This window comes from Nocardia terpenica (assembly GCF_013186535.1).
In the GTDB taxonomy this organism is placed as follows: Bacteria; Actinomycetota; Actinomycetes; order Mycobacteriales; family Mycobacteriaceae; genus Nocardia; species Nocardia terpenica.
Map to the genome: position 1 here is coordinate 2,253,633 of NZ_JABMCZ010000003.1, position 15,863 is coordinate 2,269,495.

Annotated in this window: 13 protein-coding genes; 7 read left to right on the forward strand and 6 right to left on the reverse strand. The window is 69.6% G+C overall.

Features of this window, described 5'->3' with window-relative positions; translation table 11 throughout:
• Positions 1-28: 28 nt before the first annotated feature.
• Both HPY32_RS32020 and HPY32_RS32025 read right to left on the reverse strand, forming a co-directional pair.
• Positions 29-682 carry a response regulator transcription factor gene (locus HPY32_RS32020; protein WP_067584532.1) on the reverse strand — a complete coding sequence of 218 codons (654 nt, stop codon included), beginning with the start codon at positions 680-682 and terminating at the stop codon, positions 29-31.
• Positions 683-723: 41 nt separating this feature from the next.
• Positions 724-2,082, reverse strand: coding sequence for a sensor histidine kinase (locus HPY32_RS32025; protein ID WP_067578460.1), 1,359 nt, complete (start codon positions 2,080-2,082; stop codon positions 724-726).
• Between the two features lie 188 nt (positions 2,083-2,270).
• Between HPY32_RS32025 and HPY32_RS32030 the strand changes: the two genes are divergently transcribed.
• The 3 genes from HPY32_RS32030 to HPY32_RS32040 are packed head-to-tail and all read left to right on the forward strand — an operon-like array spanning position 2,271 to position 5,880.
• Positions 2,271-2,591: a hypothetical protein gene (locus HPY32_RS32030; protein WP_067578462.1), complete on the forward strand. Its 321-nt coding sequence runs from the start codon at positions 2,271-2,273 to the stop codon at positions 2,589-2,591.
• A gap of 56 nt (positions 2,592-2,647) precedes the next feature.
• Positions 2,648-3,394: an ABC transporter ATP-binding protein gene (locus HPY32_RS32035; RefSeq protein ID WP_067584535.1), complete on the forward strand. Its 747-nt coding sequence runs from the start codon at positions 2,648-2,650 to the stop codon at positions 3,392-3,394.
• Positions 3,391-5,880 (forward strand): FtsX-like permease family protein, encoded by a 2,490-nt coding sequence (locus tag HPY32_RS32040; protein ID WP_067578464.1) that lies wholly within the window; start codon positions 3,391-3,393, stop codon positions 5,878-5,880. Before HPY32_RS32035 ends, HPY32_RS32040 begins: the two co-directional genes overlap by 4 nt.
• A 60-nt stretch (positions 5,881-5,940) precedes the next feature.
• Here HPY32_RS32040 and HPY32_RS32045 read toward each other — a convergent pair whose 3' ends face one another.
• A complete protein-coding gene (locus HPY32_RS32045; protein ID WP_067578465.1) occupies positions 5,941-6,489 on the reverse strand; it encodes a Uma2 family endonuclease in 549 nt (182 codons plus the stop codon).
• A 140-nt stretch (positions 6,490-6,629) separates the two neighbouring features.
• On the opposite strand from HPY32_RS32045, the gene gatB reads away from it, so the two are divergent.
• Positions 6,630-8,144 (forward strand): Asp-tRNA(Asn)/Glu-tRNA(Gln) amidotransferase subunit GatB, encoded by a 1,515-nt coding sequence (gatB, locus tag HPY32_RS32050; protein ID WP_067578467.1) that lies wholly within the window; start codon positions 6,630-6,632, stop codon positions 8,142-8,144.
• Here the strand turns inward: gatB and HPY32_RS32055 are convergent.
• Positions 8,141-9,271: a PQQ-dependent sugar dehydrogenase gene (locus tag HPY32_RS32055; RefSeq protein WP_067578470.1), complete on the reverse strand. Its 1,131-nt coding sequence runs from the start codon at positions 9,269-9,271 to the stop codon at positions 8,141-8,143. The genes gatB and HPY32_RS32055 overlap by 4 nt on opposite strands.
• Before the next feature lie 123 nt (positions 9,272-9,394).
• Here HPY32_RS32055 and HPY32_RS32060 point away from each other — a divergent pair, with 123 nt between their 5' ends.
• Positions 9,395-10,237 (forward strand): DoxX family protein, encoded by an 843-nt coding sequence (locus tag HPY32_RS32060; RefSeq protein ID WP_067578472.1) that lies wholly within the window; start codon positions 9,395-9,397, stop codon positions 10,235-10,237.
• A gap of 296 nt (positions 10,238-10,533) precedes the next feature.
• Here HPY32_RS32060 and ilvD read toward each other — a convergent pair whose 3' ends face one another.
• Positions 10,534-12,375 (reverse strand): dihydroxy-acid dehydratase, encoded by a 1,842-nt coding sequence (gene ilvD / locus HPY32_RS32065; protein WP_067578474.1) that lies wholly within the window; start codon positions 12,373-12,375, stop codon positions 10,534-10,536.
• A 208-nt stretch (positions 12,376-12,583) separates the two neighbouring features.
• On the reverse strand, positions 12,584-12,976 hold the full coding sequence (locus HPY32_RS32070) for a PH domain-containing protein (RefSeq protein ID WP_067578476.1): 393 nt from the start codon (positions 12,974-12,976) through the stop codon (positions 12,584-12,586).
• 376 nt (positions 12,977-13,352) lie between these two features.
• Between HPY32_RS32070 and HPY32_RS32075 the strand changes: the two genes are divergently transcribed.
• Together HPY32_RS32075 and ilvN are read left to right on the forward strand one after the other, a co-directional pair.
• The gene (locus tag HPY32_RS32075; RefSeq protein WP_067578478.1) at positions 13,353-15,296 is read left to right on the forward strand and encodes an acetolactate synthase large subunit; all 1,944 of its coding nucleotides are present in this window, start codon (positions 13,353-13,355) and stop codon (positions 15,294-15,296) included.
• Positions 15,297-15,800, forward strand: a complete 504-nt coding sequence (ilvN, locus tag HPY32_RS32080) for an acetolactate synthase small subunit (protein ID WP_067578480.1) — start codon at positions 15,297-15,299, stop codon at positions 15,798-15,800.
• Positions 15,801-15,863 lie beyond the last annotated feature (63 nt).

The following is a 15,863-nucleotide window of genomic DNA, read 5'->3' on the forward strand; positions in this document are numbered from 1 at the left end:
CGGCGTTCCACCGGGGTTGCCTGCCCCTCTATGGAGCCGATTCTCCGGGTGCGACCACGCCGTGGTCAAACGCGAAGACGATGGCCGCGGCACGATCTCGTAACCCTAGCTTCCCGAAAACGTGTCCTACGTGGCTCTTTACGGTTACCTCCGAGATACCCAACTCGGACGCGATCTCGGCGTTGACCCGCCCGCGCCCGATCAGCCGCAGCACCTCGAATTCGCGCGCGGTGAGCTCGTCGAGCCGGTTGCGCTGCGGCATGGGCGCGGGCCGCACCGATCGGTAGGCCGACAGCACCCGCCCGGTCACCGACGGATCCAGCCAGGATCCGCCCGAGGCGACGGTGCGCACCGCGCGGATCAGATCCTCGGCGGGGGAGTCCTTGAGGATGAACCCGGCCGCCCCCGCCCGCAGCGCCCCCGACAGCAGCTGGTCGTCGTCGAAGGTGGTGAGCACCAGCACCGGCGGCGCGTCCTCGCGGGCCCGCAGCGCGCGGGTGGCGTCGATGCCGCCGATGCGTTTCATCCGCAGATCCATCAGCACCACGTCCGGGCGCTGGGCGGCCACCGCGGCGGGCACCTCGTCGCCGTCCGCGCATTCGGTGACGGCGAAACCGTCCCGGCGGCGCAGGATTCGGCGCAGGCCGCCGCGCACCAGTTCCTGATCGTCGACGACCAGCACACCGACCGTGTCCTGATCGACGGCCGAGGGAGATTCCGAGATCACATGCCCTCCTGAAGTTTCCGGGTCACCGTCGTGATGGCGTCGCGCACCAGCCGCAGCGGATCGTCCGCGCCGGTGGCGGGACAGACCAGCGTCGACTTGCCGGCCAGCGGGATACGGACGTCCACCTGCCAGCCGTCGTCGCGGGGCCCGGCGGTCAGCGTGCCGCCGAGCAACTCGGCCCGCTGCCGCATCCCGGAGATCCCCATGCCGCGCCCGCGCCGCGCCGGTGTGCCGTCGGGCAGCGTATTGGCCACGCGCACAGTGATATCGGCGGCGGTCACGGCGATGCCGAGGGTGACCCGCGCGCCCGGCGCGTGCTTGGCGACATTGGCCAGCGACTCCTGGCTGATCCGGTACAGCGCCAAACCCGTACTGGCCGAGACCACATCGGGATCACCGGTGAGCCGGTAGTGGACCTCGAGCCCGGCCCGCACGAAATCCTCGACCAGGCCGTGAATGTCGTCGAGACCCGGTTCCGGGGTGATGCTGGCCGGGCGCTGATCCAGCAGGCCGACCGTGTGCCGGATGTCGGCCATCGCCTGACGCCCCAGCCGCTCGGCGTCGGTGAGCGCGTCGACGGCCTCGTCCACATCGCCGTCGGTCTGCAGCGCGTGCCGGGCGGCGGTCAGGTGCAGCAGCGTCACGCTCAGCGAATGCGCGATCACATCGTGCACCTCGCGGGCGATGCGGCGGCGCTCCTCGTCGGCGGCCTGGGCGGTGCGGATCTCCTGGGTCTCCCGCTCCTGATACAGGAACCGGCGCTGGAACTGCAGCATCAGCCCGACCATCCAACCCAGCACGATGGATGTCACATAGATCGGCAACTGCCGGTCCACATGGTCCATCGCATAGAAGATCAGGAACTCGATGATGACCGCCGCGGACCAGAAGATGCTGATCCGCTTGGGCGCGATCGCGGCGATCATGCCCGCCATGACCGTCGGCACCAGCACCGAAACGTCGGGGGAGACCGGCTGGGCGAGGAACAGCGCCTCCGAGGCCAGTGCCGCGAGGCCGAACACCGCCGGTCGCGGCTGCACATCGAAAAAGAAGAACAGCGGATAGCAGATCACCAGCAGCGCTACCGCCACGAACGGCAGCCCGGTCGGAAAATAGCTGTGTCGCTGCGCCGCCGCCGCGGTCGCCGTGATGACCACCGCGACATCGGCGATCCAGACCACGCCGGGCGGATAGTCATAGGACAGCTGCTCGATGCGACGGCGCAGCGTGCCCGCCGGATCGTGGGCGAATTCCACCGACCGGTCCCGCAGCCGCGTGAGCACGGCCTTCGGATGGACGACCGAGACCATCCGCCCGAACCGGTTCGGCCGCTCGATGGTGCTGGTCACCTCCATATCTGCAAGGCTAGCCGCCCGAATGGCCGCCCGGCACCCGCCCGTGGCCGGGGCTGCGCTCCTACCGGGGTAGGAGCAGAAGTCGGGTCCTCGGCACGAGGTAACGGCGGTTGCACGTCCGTAGCGTGGGTCCCACAGCGCCCGGTCACACCGAGATCCCGGGCGATCGGACGGAAGGGGCAGACACCATGACATGGGCCGATCTGCACGCCCGGACCGCCATCCTGCATGAGGTGCTCGCCCGCGCCGCCGCGGATCCGGCCAGCCCGGGATTGTTCTACGACCTCCCGGGGTGCGATCGGTTGTTCGGCGGGCCCGGCGGTGTGCTGGCTGCCCTGCACTACCGATGGAACAACCACCTGCGGGCGAAGGTGGACCAGGCATTCGCGCACGGCCGCACGGCCGCCGACGCCTACCTGGAGTTGGCCGCCGAACAGCCGGTGCTGCGCGCGGTGCTCGACGCCCAGGACGCGCGGCGCTGGCAGGACACCCGGGCGCTGGCCCGCTGACCGGGCCGTACTCGAATGCGCCGCAACGACAATCACGAGACCGAGGGGTGAAGTCCATGCTGGAACTGACCGATGTCGTCAAGGAGTACCGCGTGGGCGGGCAACGGGTATGCGCCCTCGATGGGGTGAGCCTGCGCATCGAGGCCGGTGAGTTCACCGCCATCATCGGCCCGTCCGGGTCGGGGAAGAGCACGCTGCTGCACCTGCTGGGCGCGCTGGACTCGCCGGACTCCGGGTCGATCGCCTTCCGCGGTGAGGAGATCGGCGCCCTCGATGACGACCGGCAGTCCGAATTCCGGCGGCACCGGGTGGGTTTCGTGTTCCAGTTCTTCAACCTGCTGCCTACCTTGTCGGCCTGGGAGAACGTCGCCGTCCCGAAGCTGCTGGACGGCACCGGATTACGCCGGGCCAAGCCCCGCGCGCTGGAACTGCTGGACCGCGTCGGCCTCGGCGACCGCGCCGACCACCGCCCCGCGGAGCTGTCCGGCGGCCAGATGCAACGCGTGGCCGTCGCCCGCGCCCTCATCATGGACCCGCCCCTGATCCTCGCCGACGAACCCACCGGCAATCTCGACTCCAAGACCGGCGCCGCCATCCTGGACCTCCTCGGTGACATCACCACCTCCGGCAACTCGGTCGTCATGGTCACCCACGACATGACCGCCGCCCACTACTGCGACCGCGTGGTCACGCTGCGCGACGGCCGGATCGGCTCGATCACCGCGGGGGAGCATGCGCGCGATCGCGCCGGTGTGTCGGATGTCGTGCCCGCCGGTGACGAGCGAGCCGGGGTGGGCGCGTGATCGCGGCCGGGTGGGATCGGCTGCGGCTGTTCAATATCGGGGAGCTGCTGATTCACCGGGGGCGGACGCTGCTGTCGCTCGTCGTGATGGCGGTGTCGGCGGCGCTGCTGGTGTCGGTGTTCAGCCTGGCGGGGTCGGTGACCGGGTCGGTGGACCGGCTGACGAAGAGTCTCGGCGGGAAGGCGGCGCTGGAGGTCACCGGGATCACCGATGCCGGGTTCGATCAGCAGGTGCTGCAACAGATCCGGGCGACGCCGGGTGTCTCGGCGGCGGTGCCGATGATCCGGGCCCGGATCGGGGCGGATACCGATCGCGCCCTGCTGGTCGGGGCCGATGCGAGCGTCACCGCGCTCGGCAGCGCGCTGGACGGCCCGCTGCGCGCCGACGCGGTGAAACTTGTGACCGTCCCGAACGGCGTGCTGGTCGGCGCGGCGATGGGGCATCGGGCAGGCGAGACGTTCCGGGTCGGCTCGGGCACGGTCACCGTCGCGGGCGTGCTGGACGACGCCACCTCGAAGCGGCTCAACGGCGGGCACATCGTGGTGACGCAGCTCCCGCTGGCGCAGCGCCTGCTCGACCGCACCGGGCAGCTGGACTCGATCCAGATCGTTCCGGCCGCGAATACCGATGTGGGGCAGCTGCGTTCGACCCTCACCCAGGTGGTGGCGGGCCGCGCGGTGGTCGCCGACCCGAGCCTGCGCACCGCCCAGGCCGGGGGCGCGGTGATGCTGGTGCGGTATTCGACCACCGTCGCCTCGGCCGCCGCGCTCATCGTGTCGGGGTTCCTCGTCTACAACGCGATGAGTATGGCCGTGGCGCAACGCCGCCCGATGCTGTCGCTGCTGCGCGCGCTCGGCGGCCGCCGCCGATCCATGGTGCGCGACCTGATCGCCGAGGCGGGCGTGCTCGGCCTGATCGGCGGCCTGGCCGGAGCGCTGCTCGGAACGGTCATGGGCCGCACCGCGATCGACCGGCTGCCGTCGGCGATCGTGCAATCGGTGGAGGCGCGCACCGAATACATCGTGCCCGGCTACGCGGTGCCGGTCGCCGTGGCGGCCTGCGTGCTCGCCAGCGTCGCCGCCTCCGCGATCGCCGCCCGGCAGATCTACAAGGTGCGGCCGATCGAGGCGCTGGCGCCGGTCGGCGTCTCGCGCTCGGACGCGGTGAGCCCGCTGCTGCGCCGGGCCGCGATCGTGGGGGGCCTGGTCCTGGTCGGCGCCTCGATCCTGTTGGCGGAGGCCGATATCGGCCGCTATTCCATCGTGTCGATCTCCCTCGCGATCACCGCGGCCGTGGTGCTGTGCTTCGCCGCGACCGGGCCCATCGTGCGGGCGGTGGCGGCGGTGGCCCGGCTGTTCGGCGCGCCGGGCGCACTCGGCGCGACCACCGTGGAGCGGGCCCCGCGCCGGGTCTGGGCCACGGCCATGACCGTGATGATCGGCGTGACCGCGGTCGTCGCCATGGGCAGCGCCTCGGAGAATCTCGCGGATTCGGCGGGGACGAGCTTCCGCAGCCTCGGCAACTCCGATCTGTATGTGAGCCCGGGGGCGTTCACCGAGTTCCCGACGGGTCCGCTGCTGCCACCCGAGGTGAAGGACAGGATTCGCGTGGTTCCCGGTGTGGCGGGCGTGGAATCGGCGCAGATGGCCTTCGCGACGCTGGGCGGCGGCCGGGTGATGCTGCAGGGCTACGAGGACGACAACCATGCCTATCCCACCCCCCTCGACGACCGGGCCCGGGCCGGTCTGGTGGCCGGGACCGGCGTGGTGATCTCCCGCGACATCGCCAGATCCCAAGGGGTGCACGAGGGTTCGACGCTGTCGCTGCCGACGCCGACGGGCACCCGCACCGTGCGGGTATTGCGGGTGATCCCGTACTTCTCGGCCATCGCCGGTGTGGTGGTGATGAACATCGACATCATGCGCGAGTGGTACCAGCGCCCCGGCGAGACGATCCTCGCGGTGGACTTCCAGCACGGCGCGGACCCGTCCGCGGTCACCGCCGCCATCCGCGCGGCGGTGCCGCCCCAGCTGCACGTCTCACCCGGCAGCGAGGCCGTGGCCGCGATCTCCGGCGGCGTCCGGCAGGGCACCGCCCTGAGCAATTCGATCCTCTGGATCGTCGTGCTGGTCTCCACGATCGCCCTCCTCAATACCCTGATGTTGTCGGTCCTGGAGCGCCGCCGCGAATTCGGCGTCCTCCGTGCCATGGGCACCAGCCGCCGCTTCCTGCTGCGCACCGTCCTCACCGAGGCGGCCGGAATCGGCCTCGTCGGCGCTGCTCTCGGCCTGGCCTTCGGCGCCGCGGTCCAATACCTGGCCACCGTCGCCCTGGGCCACGCCATGACCATCGACGTCGCCTACAAACCCAGCCCGATGCTCCTGGCCTACGCCGTGGCCGCCCTCGTCCTGGCCTTGCTCGGCTCGATCCCCCCGTCCCTGCGGGCCGCCCGCATGCCCATCGTGGAGGCCATCGCGGTCGATTGAGAGTTATTGGGAGACAACGGCCCTCGCCCGTGCGGCGGGCGAGGGCCGTCCATGTCGGAGCTACCTGATGTCCAGCAGCTCGCTCACGGTGAGATCGGTGTCGGCATAACGGAGTGGAATCCGATCGCCCGGACGATATTCGGTGCGCACGCGGTATCCAGTCGACGCGGGTTCGGTGTGCTCATAAACCACCTCATGGGTGACGACCCAGTACACGGGATATCCGGCTCGGCTGTAGAGTTTTGCCTTCTTGCTCAGGTCCTGCAGGACCGTCTCGTTGGAAACCTCCACGACGAGCAGCACATCCGCCGGATCCCAGATGCTCAGGTCGGACCCGACCGTTCCGACAGGTTCGGCCGAGATCCGGCGAACCCAACAGTCCGGATCCGGTAGCGAGTCCTCGCTCGGCAGCGTCGCCCCCGACACACGCACGGTGGGATGCCGCAGCGCGGCGGCAACCTGGAACGACATCTCCCCGTGCCAATCGCCGATCACCACCGGCCAGACCTCCCCCTCGATCAATTCCACCCTGTGGTCGAAGACCTTCGCCTTCCAGGCACGCACGAACTCGTCCCGCGACCAGTGGTAGCTCAATGTGGCCTCTGACATGCACCAACCGTACTGCCGCGACCAGGCTCGAGGCTATGACTACCGCGCATCCGCACCCCTTGTATCGATCCGCACCCCGTGTAGCGCGGGAAAGGGTGCGGATAGGCGAGGGCCGGACCCGTTTACATAGACTTGTCGGCATGACTGCACCCACGGTGGAACTGATGGACTATGCCGATGTCGTCGACCGGTACGAGCCGGTGCTGGGCATGGAAGTGCACGTCGAGCTGGGGACCGCCACCAAGATGTTCTGCGGATGCCCGACGGCGTTCGGCGCGGAGCCGAACACCCAGGTGTGCCCGGTGTGTCTGGGGCTGCCCGGTTCGCTGCCGGTGGTGAACGAGAAGGCCGTCGAGGCGGCGATCCGGATCGGCCTGGCGCTCAACTGCTCGATCACCCCGTGGGGCCGGTTCGCGCGCAAGAACTACTTCTACCCGGACCAGCCGAAGAACTACCAGATCAGCCAGTACGACGAGCCGATCGCGCAGAACGGCTACCTTGAGGTGCTGCTCGACGACGGCACCCCGTTCCGGGTCGAGATCGAGCGCGCCCACATGGAGGAGGACACCGGCAAGTCGGTGCACGTGGGCGGCGCCACCGGCCGCATCCACGGCGCCAGCCACTCGCTGCTGGACTACAACCGCGCCGGCGTGCCGCTCATCGAGATCGTCACCAAGCCCGTCACCGGTGCGGGTGAGCGCGCGCCGGAGGTGGCCCGTGCCTACGTCACCGCGCTGCGCGACCTGCTGAAGGCGCTCGGCGTCTCGGACGTGAAGATGGAGCAGGGCTCGCTGCGCTGCGACGCGAATGTCTCGCTGATGCCCAGGGGCGCAACCGAATTCGGCACCCGCACCGAGACCAAGAACGTCAACTCGCTCAAGAGCGTCGAGGTCGCGGTCCGCTACGAGATGCGCCGCCAGGCCGCGGTGCTGGCCTCCGGCGGCACCATCGTCATGGAGACCCGCCACTTCCACGAGGCCGACGGCACCACCTCGGCGGGGCGGCGCAAGGAGACCGCGGAAGATTACCGCTACTTCCCCGAGCCCGACCTCGAGCCGGTCGCCCCGGACGCCGCCTGGGTGGACGAGCTGCGCGGCACCATCCCGGAGTATCCGTGGCTGCGCCGCTCCCGCATCCAGGGCGAGTGGAGCCTGTCCGACGAGGTGTTCCGCGACCTGATCAACGCGGGCGCCCTCGATCCGATCATCGCGACCGTCGACGCCGGCGCCTCGGTCGACGCCGCCCGCTCCTGGTGGGTCGCCTACCTGACCGAGAAGGCCAAGGAGCGCGAGGTCACGCTCGAGGAGCTGCCCATCACCCCGGCGCAGGTGGCCGAGGTGGTGGCGCTGGTCGAGGCCAAGACCATCAACAACAAGGTCGCCAAGCAGGTCGTCGACCTGGTCCTCGCCGGTGAGGGCGACCCGGCGCAGGTCGTGGAGGCCAAGGGCCTCGGCATGGTCTCCGACGACTCCGCCCTGCAGGCCGAGGTCGACAAGGCGCTCGCGGCCAACCCCGACATCGCCGACAAGATCCGCTCCGGCAAGGTGCAGGCCGCGGGCAAGGTCGTCGGCGACGTCATGAAGGCCACCCGCGGCCAGGCCGACGCCGCCCGCGTGCGCGAGCTGGTGCTCGCCGCCTGCGGCGTCTCCGGCTAGTCCGGGCTGCCGCCGGAGCCACCCTTCAGCGGCGGGATCCGCACCACCCGATCGTCGAACGGGCCGGGCTGACCCTGCTTGTTGACGGTGTCGACCCAGACGAAGCCGTTCTGGTCGAGCGAGGCGGCATTGAGCGCCCCGTACTTGTTCTGCGCCACCATCGTCGGCGCGGCGGTGATGGCGTGGGTGGTCGGATCGGGTGCGGCGAAGGCGAGCGCCTTCGCCCCGGTCATCGCCACCGCCACACCGTCGACCGCGGCCGCGCAGCCGCCCACGCCCGGCCGGTCCGGCCAGGTCCACGCGGTGGTCACGGTCCCGTCGGGGGCCAGCCGCTGTAGCCGGTCCTCGGCGGCGGTGCGGTCGGTGAACCAGATGCTGTCCTGGTGATCCGGGCAGACACCACCGGCCGCGCCGAGGCCGGAGGCGACGACCTTCGGCGTGGCCTCGTTCACCGACGGGTTGTCGACCGTGAGCAGCTTGCCCGCCAGCGAATTCGGGTCGGCCGCCGCGGCCGGACTGCCGGTGTCGCCGGTCAGCACCACCATCCGGTTCGCGTTGACGAAATCGATCGCGCCGCGATTTCCCGTGGCGCCCTTGGGAATTCCGGTGAGGATCGGCTTCGGGACACCGTCCGCGCCGATCCGCACCACTCGGTTGTCGCTCCCGGTGGTGATGTAGGCGTAGATCAGCCCGTCCTCGGGATAGGAGGGCGAGAGGGTGACATCGGTGAGCCCGCCGTCGCCCGTGGCGTCCACGCCGATCCGCGCGATCTCCACGGGCTCCGGCGGCGCCTCGCTCGGGTCGACCGCGGTGATCTTCAGGATCCGGCCGCCGACCCGCTCGGTGACCAGCGCCTGCTGACCGCCCGGCAGCACCGTGATGCCGCCCGTCGTATCCAGGCAGGAGACCACCACCGCGGGATCGGGATCGATGCACGGCCCGGACGGGCGCGGCGCGGCCGAGGTCGACGGCGGCGGGGTGTTGCTCGGTTGCTGCCCCTCCGGGACGAGGGTGGGAGCGGGGGTGAACGGGTTGGACGCGGAATCGTCGAAGCGCGCACAGCCGGCCACCAGACCGGCGGTGACGGCCAGGACCAACGCGACACGTCCGGCGACAACCACACTCATGGCTCAGACGTTACGGAAATAGTGTCGCAGGCGCTCGCACGGGGTTGGCGCGGCGCGCCCGGTAGCTCGGACACGCCGTTGACGCACCCCGCGCGGACCGCCCACCAGCCTTACTCTGACCGGGTGACCGACAAGCCGAACGAATCATCGGAGCCGACGCCGCCGCGCACGCAGCCCGTCGTCTCCGGTCAGGCGGCGCCGAGCCCCTACGACAGTCCGACCGGCGAGATCCCCGTGGTGAAATCCGGGGTGGGCGAGAATGTTCCGCGCACCGAGGACGAATTAGGTCTCGACCCCGAGGTTCCGGGCGTCGGCGAGCGGACCGAGCCGATCGCGAACCGCCCGGCGGAGGAGCCGACCGAACCGGTCACCCCCGCCTACGCGTTCGCCAGCATCCCGCCCGCCCCCGCCGCGGGCGAGGGCGGGCTCCGTCGCCGCGGCGACTATCGGCGCGGCACACTGGATCTGGGCCTGCTCGCGCTTCGCCTGGTGGTCGGCCTGACCTTCCTCTACCACGGCCTGCAGAAGCTGGCGGGCTGGTTCCACGGTCCGGGCCTGGACCAGACCCGGGCGATGCTGGAGCAGGGCGGCTGGAAGCACGGCGAACTGTCCACCGCCATGCTCTCCGTCGCGGAGGTCGGCGGCGGCGCGCTCATCGTGCTCGGCCTGGCCACCCCGCTGGCGGCGGGCGCGGTGCTCGCCTCCATCACCGACGCGTGGCTGTGGAAACAGGGCATGGCGCCCGGATTCCAGTACAAGCCGGTGGAATTGGAGTCCATCCTCGCGGGCCTGGCCGCCACCCTCATCCTCACCGGCCCCGGCCGCCTGGCCTTCGACCGCAACCGCGGCTGGGCCACCCGCCCGATGTGGGGCTCGGTGACGGCCCTCGTCCTAGCCCTGATAGCGGCCACGGTCAGCTGGATCTACCTCCACGGCGGCAACCCTTTCACCGGCATCTTCGACTGAGCCCCAACACCATTCGTTACGCAAACTGGGAACTTCCCCCCCGGGTCCCGGCGTGCTTTTGGCCGGGACCTCGCGAGATCCCGGCCAAAAGCACGCCGGGATCAGTGGTGTAAGCGATGCGGGGATCGGTGGTGTGAGCGGTGCCGGGATCGGTGGTGTGAGCGGTGCCGGGATCAGTGGTGTAAGCGACGCCGGGATCGACGGTGCAAGTGCCGGGATCAGGTGGTGTAAGCGACGCCGGAATCACATAGAGAAAGCCGGGATCCGTTGTAGGATCCCGGCTTTCAACGTCACAACTACGGCACCCGGCGGACGGCTCCCTTGTCCGCCGAGGTTGCCAGTGCCGCGTATGCTCGCAGGGCCGTGGTCACCGGTCGGTCTCGGTGGGCGGGCTGCCAAGGGCGTTCGGACGCTTCCATTTTGGCGCGGCGCTCGGCCAGAACCTCGTCGGGGACCAGCAATTCGAGGGCGCGGGTGTGCACGTCCACGCGGATGCGGTCGCCGTTCTCGATCAGGCCGATGGTGCCGCCGCTGGCCGCCTCGGGCGAGATGTGTCCGATCGACAGGCCCGAGGTGCCGCCGGAGAAGCGCCCGTCGGTGATCAGCGCGCACACCTTGCCCAGGCCCGCGCCCTTCAGGAAGGCGGTGGGGTGCAACATCTCCTGCATGCCCGGCCCGCCGGAGGGACCCTCGTAGCGGACCACGACCACATCGCCGGGCTCGATCTGTTTGCCGAGGATCTTCGACACCGCCTCCTCCTGCGACTCGACCACCACGGCCGGGCCCTCGAAGGTGAACAGGTCCTCGTCGATACCGGCGGTCTTGAGGATCGCGCCGTCCGGGGCGATATTGCCCCGCAGCACGCACAGCCCGCCCTCGACGGTGTAGGCGTGCGCGATATCGCGGATGCACCCGGACTCGGCATCGGTGTCCAGCGACGACCACCGGTTGTCGGTGGAGAACGGCTCCGTGGTGCGCACCCCGCCCGGCGCGGCGTGGAACAGCCGCAGCGCCTCGTCGGATGCCTTGCCGGAGCGGATGTCCCAGGCGTCGAGCCATTCGTCGAGGGTGCGGGTGTGCACGGTGGTGACGTCGGTCTCCAGCAGGCCCGCCCGGCGCAGCTCGCCGAGGATGGCGGGGATGCCGCCCGCCCGGTGCACGTCCTCCATGTGATAGTCGGAGTTGGGGGAGACCTTCGCCAGGCACGGCACCCGGCGTGAGATCTCGTCGATGGTGTCGAGGGTGAAGTCGACCTCGCCCTCCTGCGCGGCGGCGAGGGTGTGCAGCACGGTGTTGGTGGAGCCGCCCATGGCCACGTCCAGCGCCATCGCATTGCGGAATGCCTTGGCGTCGGCCACGTTTCGCGGCAGCACCGACGCATCGTCGTCGCGGTACCAGCGGTTGGCGATGTCCACGACGGTGGTCCCGGCCCGCTCGAACAGCGCCCGGCGCGCGGCGTGGGTGGCGAGGGTGGAGCCGTTGCCCGGCAGCGCCAGGCCCAGCGCCTCGGTCAGGCAGTTCATCGAGTTGGCGGTGAACATGCCCGAACACGAACCGCAGGTCGGGCACGCGCTGCGCTCGACCTCGGTGAGGCCCTCGTCGCTGACCTGGCTGGAGGCGCTGGCCGAGATGGCGGTGATCAGATCGGTCGGGGCCTGTGCGACACCGCCGACCACCACCGCCTTACCGGCCTCCATCGGGCCACCGGAGACAAACACCGTCGGGATGTTGAGCCGCATCGCGGCGTTCAGCATGCCCGGGGTGATCTTGTCGCAGTTGGAGATGCACACCAGCGCGTCGGCGGTGTGCGCATTGACCATGTACTCCACCGAATCGGCGATGATCTCGCGGCTGGGCAGCGAGTACAGCATGCCGCCGTGGCCCATGGCGATGCCGTCGTCGACCGCGATGGTGTGGAACTCGCGCGCCACGCCGCCCGCCGCCCGGACGGCCTCGGCCACGATCTCGCCGACGTTCTTCAGGTGCACGTGCCCCGGCACGAACTGCGTGTAGGAGTTCGCAATGGCGACAATCGGTTTGCCGAAATCGGAGTCGGTGAGCCCGGTCGCGCGCCAGAGGGCGCGAGCGCCCGCGGCATTGCGTCCGGCGGTCGTGGTTCGGGAACGAAGCGGTGGCATGGGTTATGGGTCCTCAGGATCTCGTCGCGGGGCTGGTAGCGACCTGCGCCGAGGGTGCTCGGCGGCCATTCCACGGTACTCCCGGATGCGGAGCCTCCAGCGTGCCGGTGGGAAATCGCGATTCATGTTCCTCGCGGTCGGCACAACGTGGTCATCGACGTCTTTTTACAGCCTACGCACTCCGCGTTGTATTCCCCGAGGCCGCCGCTCAGTCCGCGGCGTCGGGCTTGTCCGCCTCCGGCTCCGCGAACAGATCCGGAATGCGCCCGTTCGACGCCGCGATCAGATCCCGCAGCCGGTCGTAACTCACCGCGGGCAGCGTCACCTCGGACTCGTCGGCGAGGTGGGCGCGCACGAATCCCCGCTTCGGGATGCGCAGGCCCTTGATCTGCGCCCAGTCCAGGTGCCGGGAGCCGAAGGCGGTCCGCAGGTCGAGCCCGGTTTCCGACGCCGTGGTGCGGGAGCGCTCGATCCACAGCGCCACCGCGGCGGGGATCACGAACAGCACCCACAGCACCTTCGGCCACCCGAAGAACGGGAACGCCACGCAGAACAACAGGATGAGCACGCCGATATGACCGAGCCGGGGGATGCGGATCACACGACCCGTTTCCGCTCCCGTCTTGGCCGTGTGGGACGATCGAGCAGGTGGCACGGACTGATGCGACGATGACACACCCCCATCCTCGCATCACGGTAAGTAGACAGACCTACCCGCCCCGTCTCACATAATGGGACTGCAATGTCAAAATATTTGACGGACCGACTCTCGCGCACATACCGTCGTGCACGTGAATCGAATCGAGCTTCTCGTAATCGGCCGGCGCGTCCAGCGCTGAGCCTGACGACATACCAGTCGACTACGTCAAGCTCGCAGCTGCGACGCGCCACCCTCGATCAGCCATCGGCTGTCGGGGGATTTTTTATGTTCAGGCAAGTTCCGTGAGCGAGAACGACAAGCAGTAAGGATCCAGACGGTGAGCGCACCCACCACTCGGCCCGGGCCCTCGGCCCGCAGGCCGGCGCCTTCGGCGAATCAGCCGACACCCGCGGCGTCCGCCGCGACCCCGAACCGTCGCCAGGTCCCGCCCGAGCGGGTCACCGGCGCGCAGTCGGTCATCCGGACCCTCGAGGAGCTCGGTGTCGACACGGTCTTCGGTATTCCGGGCGGCGCGATTCTTCCCGTCTACGACCCGCTCTTCGATTCCACGCGGGTGCGGCACGTGCTGGTCCGGCACGAGCAGGGCGCGGGCCACGCGGCCACCGGGTACGCGCAGGCCACCGGCAAGGTCGGCGTGTGCATGGCGACCTCCGGCCCGGGCGCGACCAATCTGGTCACCCCCATCGCGGACGCCCAGATGGATTCGGTGCCGCTGGTGGCCATCACCGGCCAGGTCGGCCGCGGCCTGATCGGCACCGACGCCTTCCAGGAGGCCGACATCTCCGGCATCACCATGCCGATCACCAAGCACAACTTCCTGGTCAACGACCCGCTCGAGATCCCGCGCACGATCGCCGAGGCGTTCCACCTGGCCGCCACCGGCCGCCCGGGCGCGGTGCTGGTCGACATCCCCAAGGACGTGCTGCAGGCGCAGACCACCTTCAGCTGGCCGCCGGAGATGCGCCTGCCCGGCTACCGCCCGGTGACCAAGCCGCACGGCAAGCAGGTCCGCGAGGCCGCCCGGATGATCCTGGAGGCCAAGTCCCCGGTTCTCTACGTCGGCGGCGGCGTGATCAAGGCCGAGGCGTCCAAGGAACTGCTGGAACTGGCCGAGCTGACCGGCATCCCGGTCGTCACCACGCTGATGGCCCGCGGCGCGTTCCCCGACAGCCACACCCTGAACATGGGCATGCCCGGCATGCACGGCACCGTGGGAGCCGTTGCGGCACTGCAGCGTTCGGATCTGCTCGTCACCCTGGGCGCGCGCTTCGACGACCGGGTGACCGGCCAGCTGGACTCGTTCGCCCCGGGCGCCAAGGTGATTCACGCCGACATCGATCCGGCGGAGATCGGCAAGAACCGGCACGCCGATGTCCCGATCGTGGGCGACTGCCGCGAGGTGATCGCCGAGCTGATCGAGACCCTCAAGGCCGACCCGGCCTCGAAAGGCGCTCCGCTGCTGAATCTTTCGGAGTGGTGGAGCTACCTCGACGGCGTCCGCAAGAGCTACCCGCTGGGCTGGACCCCGCCGTCGGACGGTTCGCTGTCGCCGGAGTTCGTCATCGAGAAGCTGGGGCAGCTCGCCGGGCCGGACGCCATCTACTGCGCCGGCGTCGGCCAGCATCAGATGTGGGCCGCGCAGTTCATCAAGTACGAGAAGCCGCGCACCTGGCTGAATTCCGGTGGTCTGGGCACCATGGGCTACGCCGTCCCGGCCGCCATGGGCGCCAAGATGGGCGCACCCGACAAGGAGGTGTGGGCGGTCGACGGCGACGGCTGCTTCCAGATGACCAATCAGGAGCTGGCCACCTGCGCCGTGGAGGGCGTGCCGATCAAGGTCGCGCTGATCAACAACGGCAACCTGGGCATGGTCCGGCAGTGGCAGACGCTGTTCTACGAGCAGCGCTACTCCAACACCGATCTGGGCACCCACACCCTGCGCATCCCCGACTTCGTGAAGCTGGCGGAAGCCCTGGGCTGCCACGGGATTCGGGTGGAGCGCGAGGAGGACGTGGAGGCCGCCATCCGCGAGGCGCAGTCCATCAACGACCGTCCCGTGGTGATCGACTTCATCGTCGGCAAGGACGCGCAGGTGTGGCCGATGGTCGCCGCCGGCACCTCCAACGACGAGATCATGGCCGCCCGCGGCATCCGCCCGCTGTTCGACGACGACGAGTCGGCCGCCGAGCCCGCCGTCATCCACGAGGCCATGGTGCACGATCGGGCGAAATCGGAGCACGAGCGGAAGGGAACCGAGTAGATGAGCACCACCCACACCCTGAGCGTCCTCGTCGAGGACAAGCCGGGCGTGCTGGCCCGGGTGGCGAGCCTGTTCTCCCGCCGCGGGTTCAATATCGAGTCGCTCGCGGTCGGCGGCACCGAGGTCAAGGACGTCTCGCGGATGACCATCGTCGTGACGGTCGACGACCTGCCGCTCGAGCAGGTCACCAAGCAGCTGAACAAGCTGGTCAATGTCATCAAGATCGTGGAGCAGGACTCCGACAGCTCGGTGGCCCGCGAACTGATCCTGGTGAAGGTGCGCGCCGACGCCAGCGTGCGCACCCAGGTCATCGAATCGGTGAACCTGTTCCGCGCCAAGGTGATCGACGTCTCCCCGGACGCCCTCACCATCGAGGCCACCGGCACCCGCTCCAAGCTCGACGCGCTGCTGCGAATGATGGAGCCGTACGGGATCCGGGAAATCGTGCAGTCGGGCGTGGTGGCGGTCGGACGCGGACCCAAGTCCATAACTGCTACGCGCTAACCTGCCCCCAAAGACTCCGTGCCGCGCCTGGAGAACCGAGAAATTTCCAATAGAGAAGGGACA

Coding starts and splice junctions, on each gene's coding strand:
- HPY32_RS32045 (WP_067578465.1), bottom strand. CDS start 6,489: ATGTCAGAGGCCACATTGAGCTACCACTGGTCGCGGGACGAGTTCGTG.
- gatB (WP_067578467.1), top strand. CDS start 6,630: ATGACTGCACCCACGGTGGAACTGATGGACTATGCCGATGTCGTCGAC.
- HPY32_RS32035 (WP_067584535.1), top strand. CDS start 2,648: ATGCTGGAACTGACCGATGTCGTCAAGGAGTACCGCGTGGGCGGGCAA.
- HPY32_RS32025 (WP_067578460.1), bottom strand. CDS start 2,082: ATGGAGGTGACCAGCACCATCGAGCGGCCGAACCGGTTCGGGCGGATG.
- ilvN (WP_067578480.1), top strand. CDS start 15,297: ATGAGCACCACCCACACCCTGAGCGTCCTCGTCGAGGACAAGCCGGGC.
- HPY32_RS32055 (WP_067578470.1), bottom strand. CDS start 9,271: ATGAGTGTGGTTGTCGCCGGACGTGTCGCGTTGGTCCTGGCCGTCACC.
- ilvD (WP_067578474.1), bottom strand. CDS start 12,375: ATGCCACCGCTTCGTTCCCGAACCACGACCGCCGGACGCAATGCCGCG.
- HPY32_RS32030 (WP_067578462.1), top strand. CDS start 2,271: ATGACATGGGCCGATCTGCACGCCCGGACCGCCATCCTGCATGAGGTG.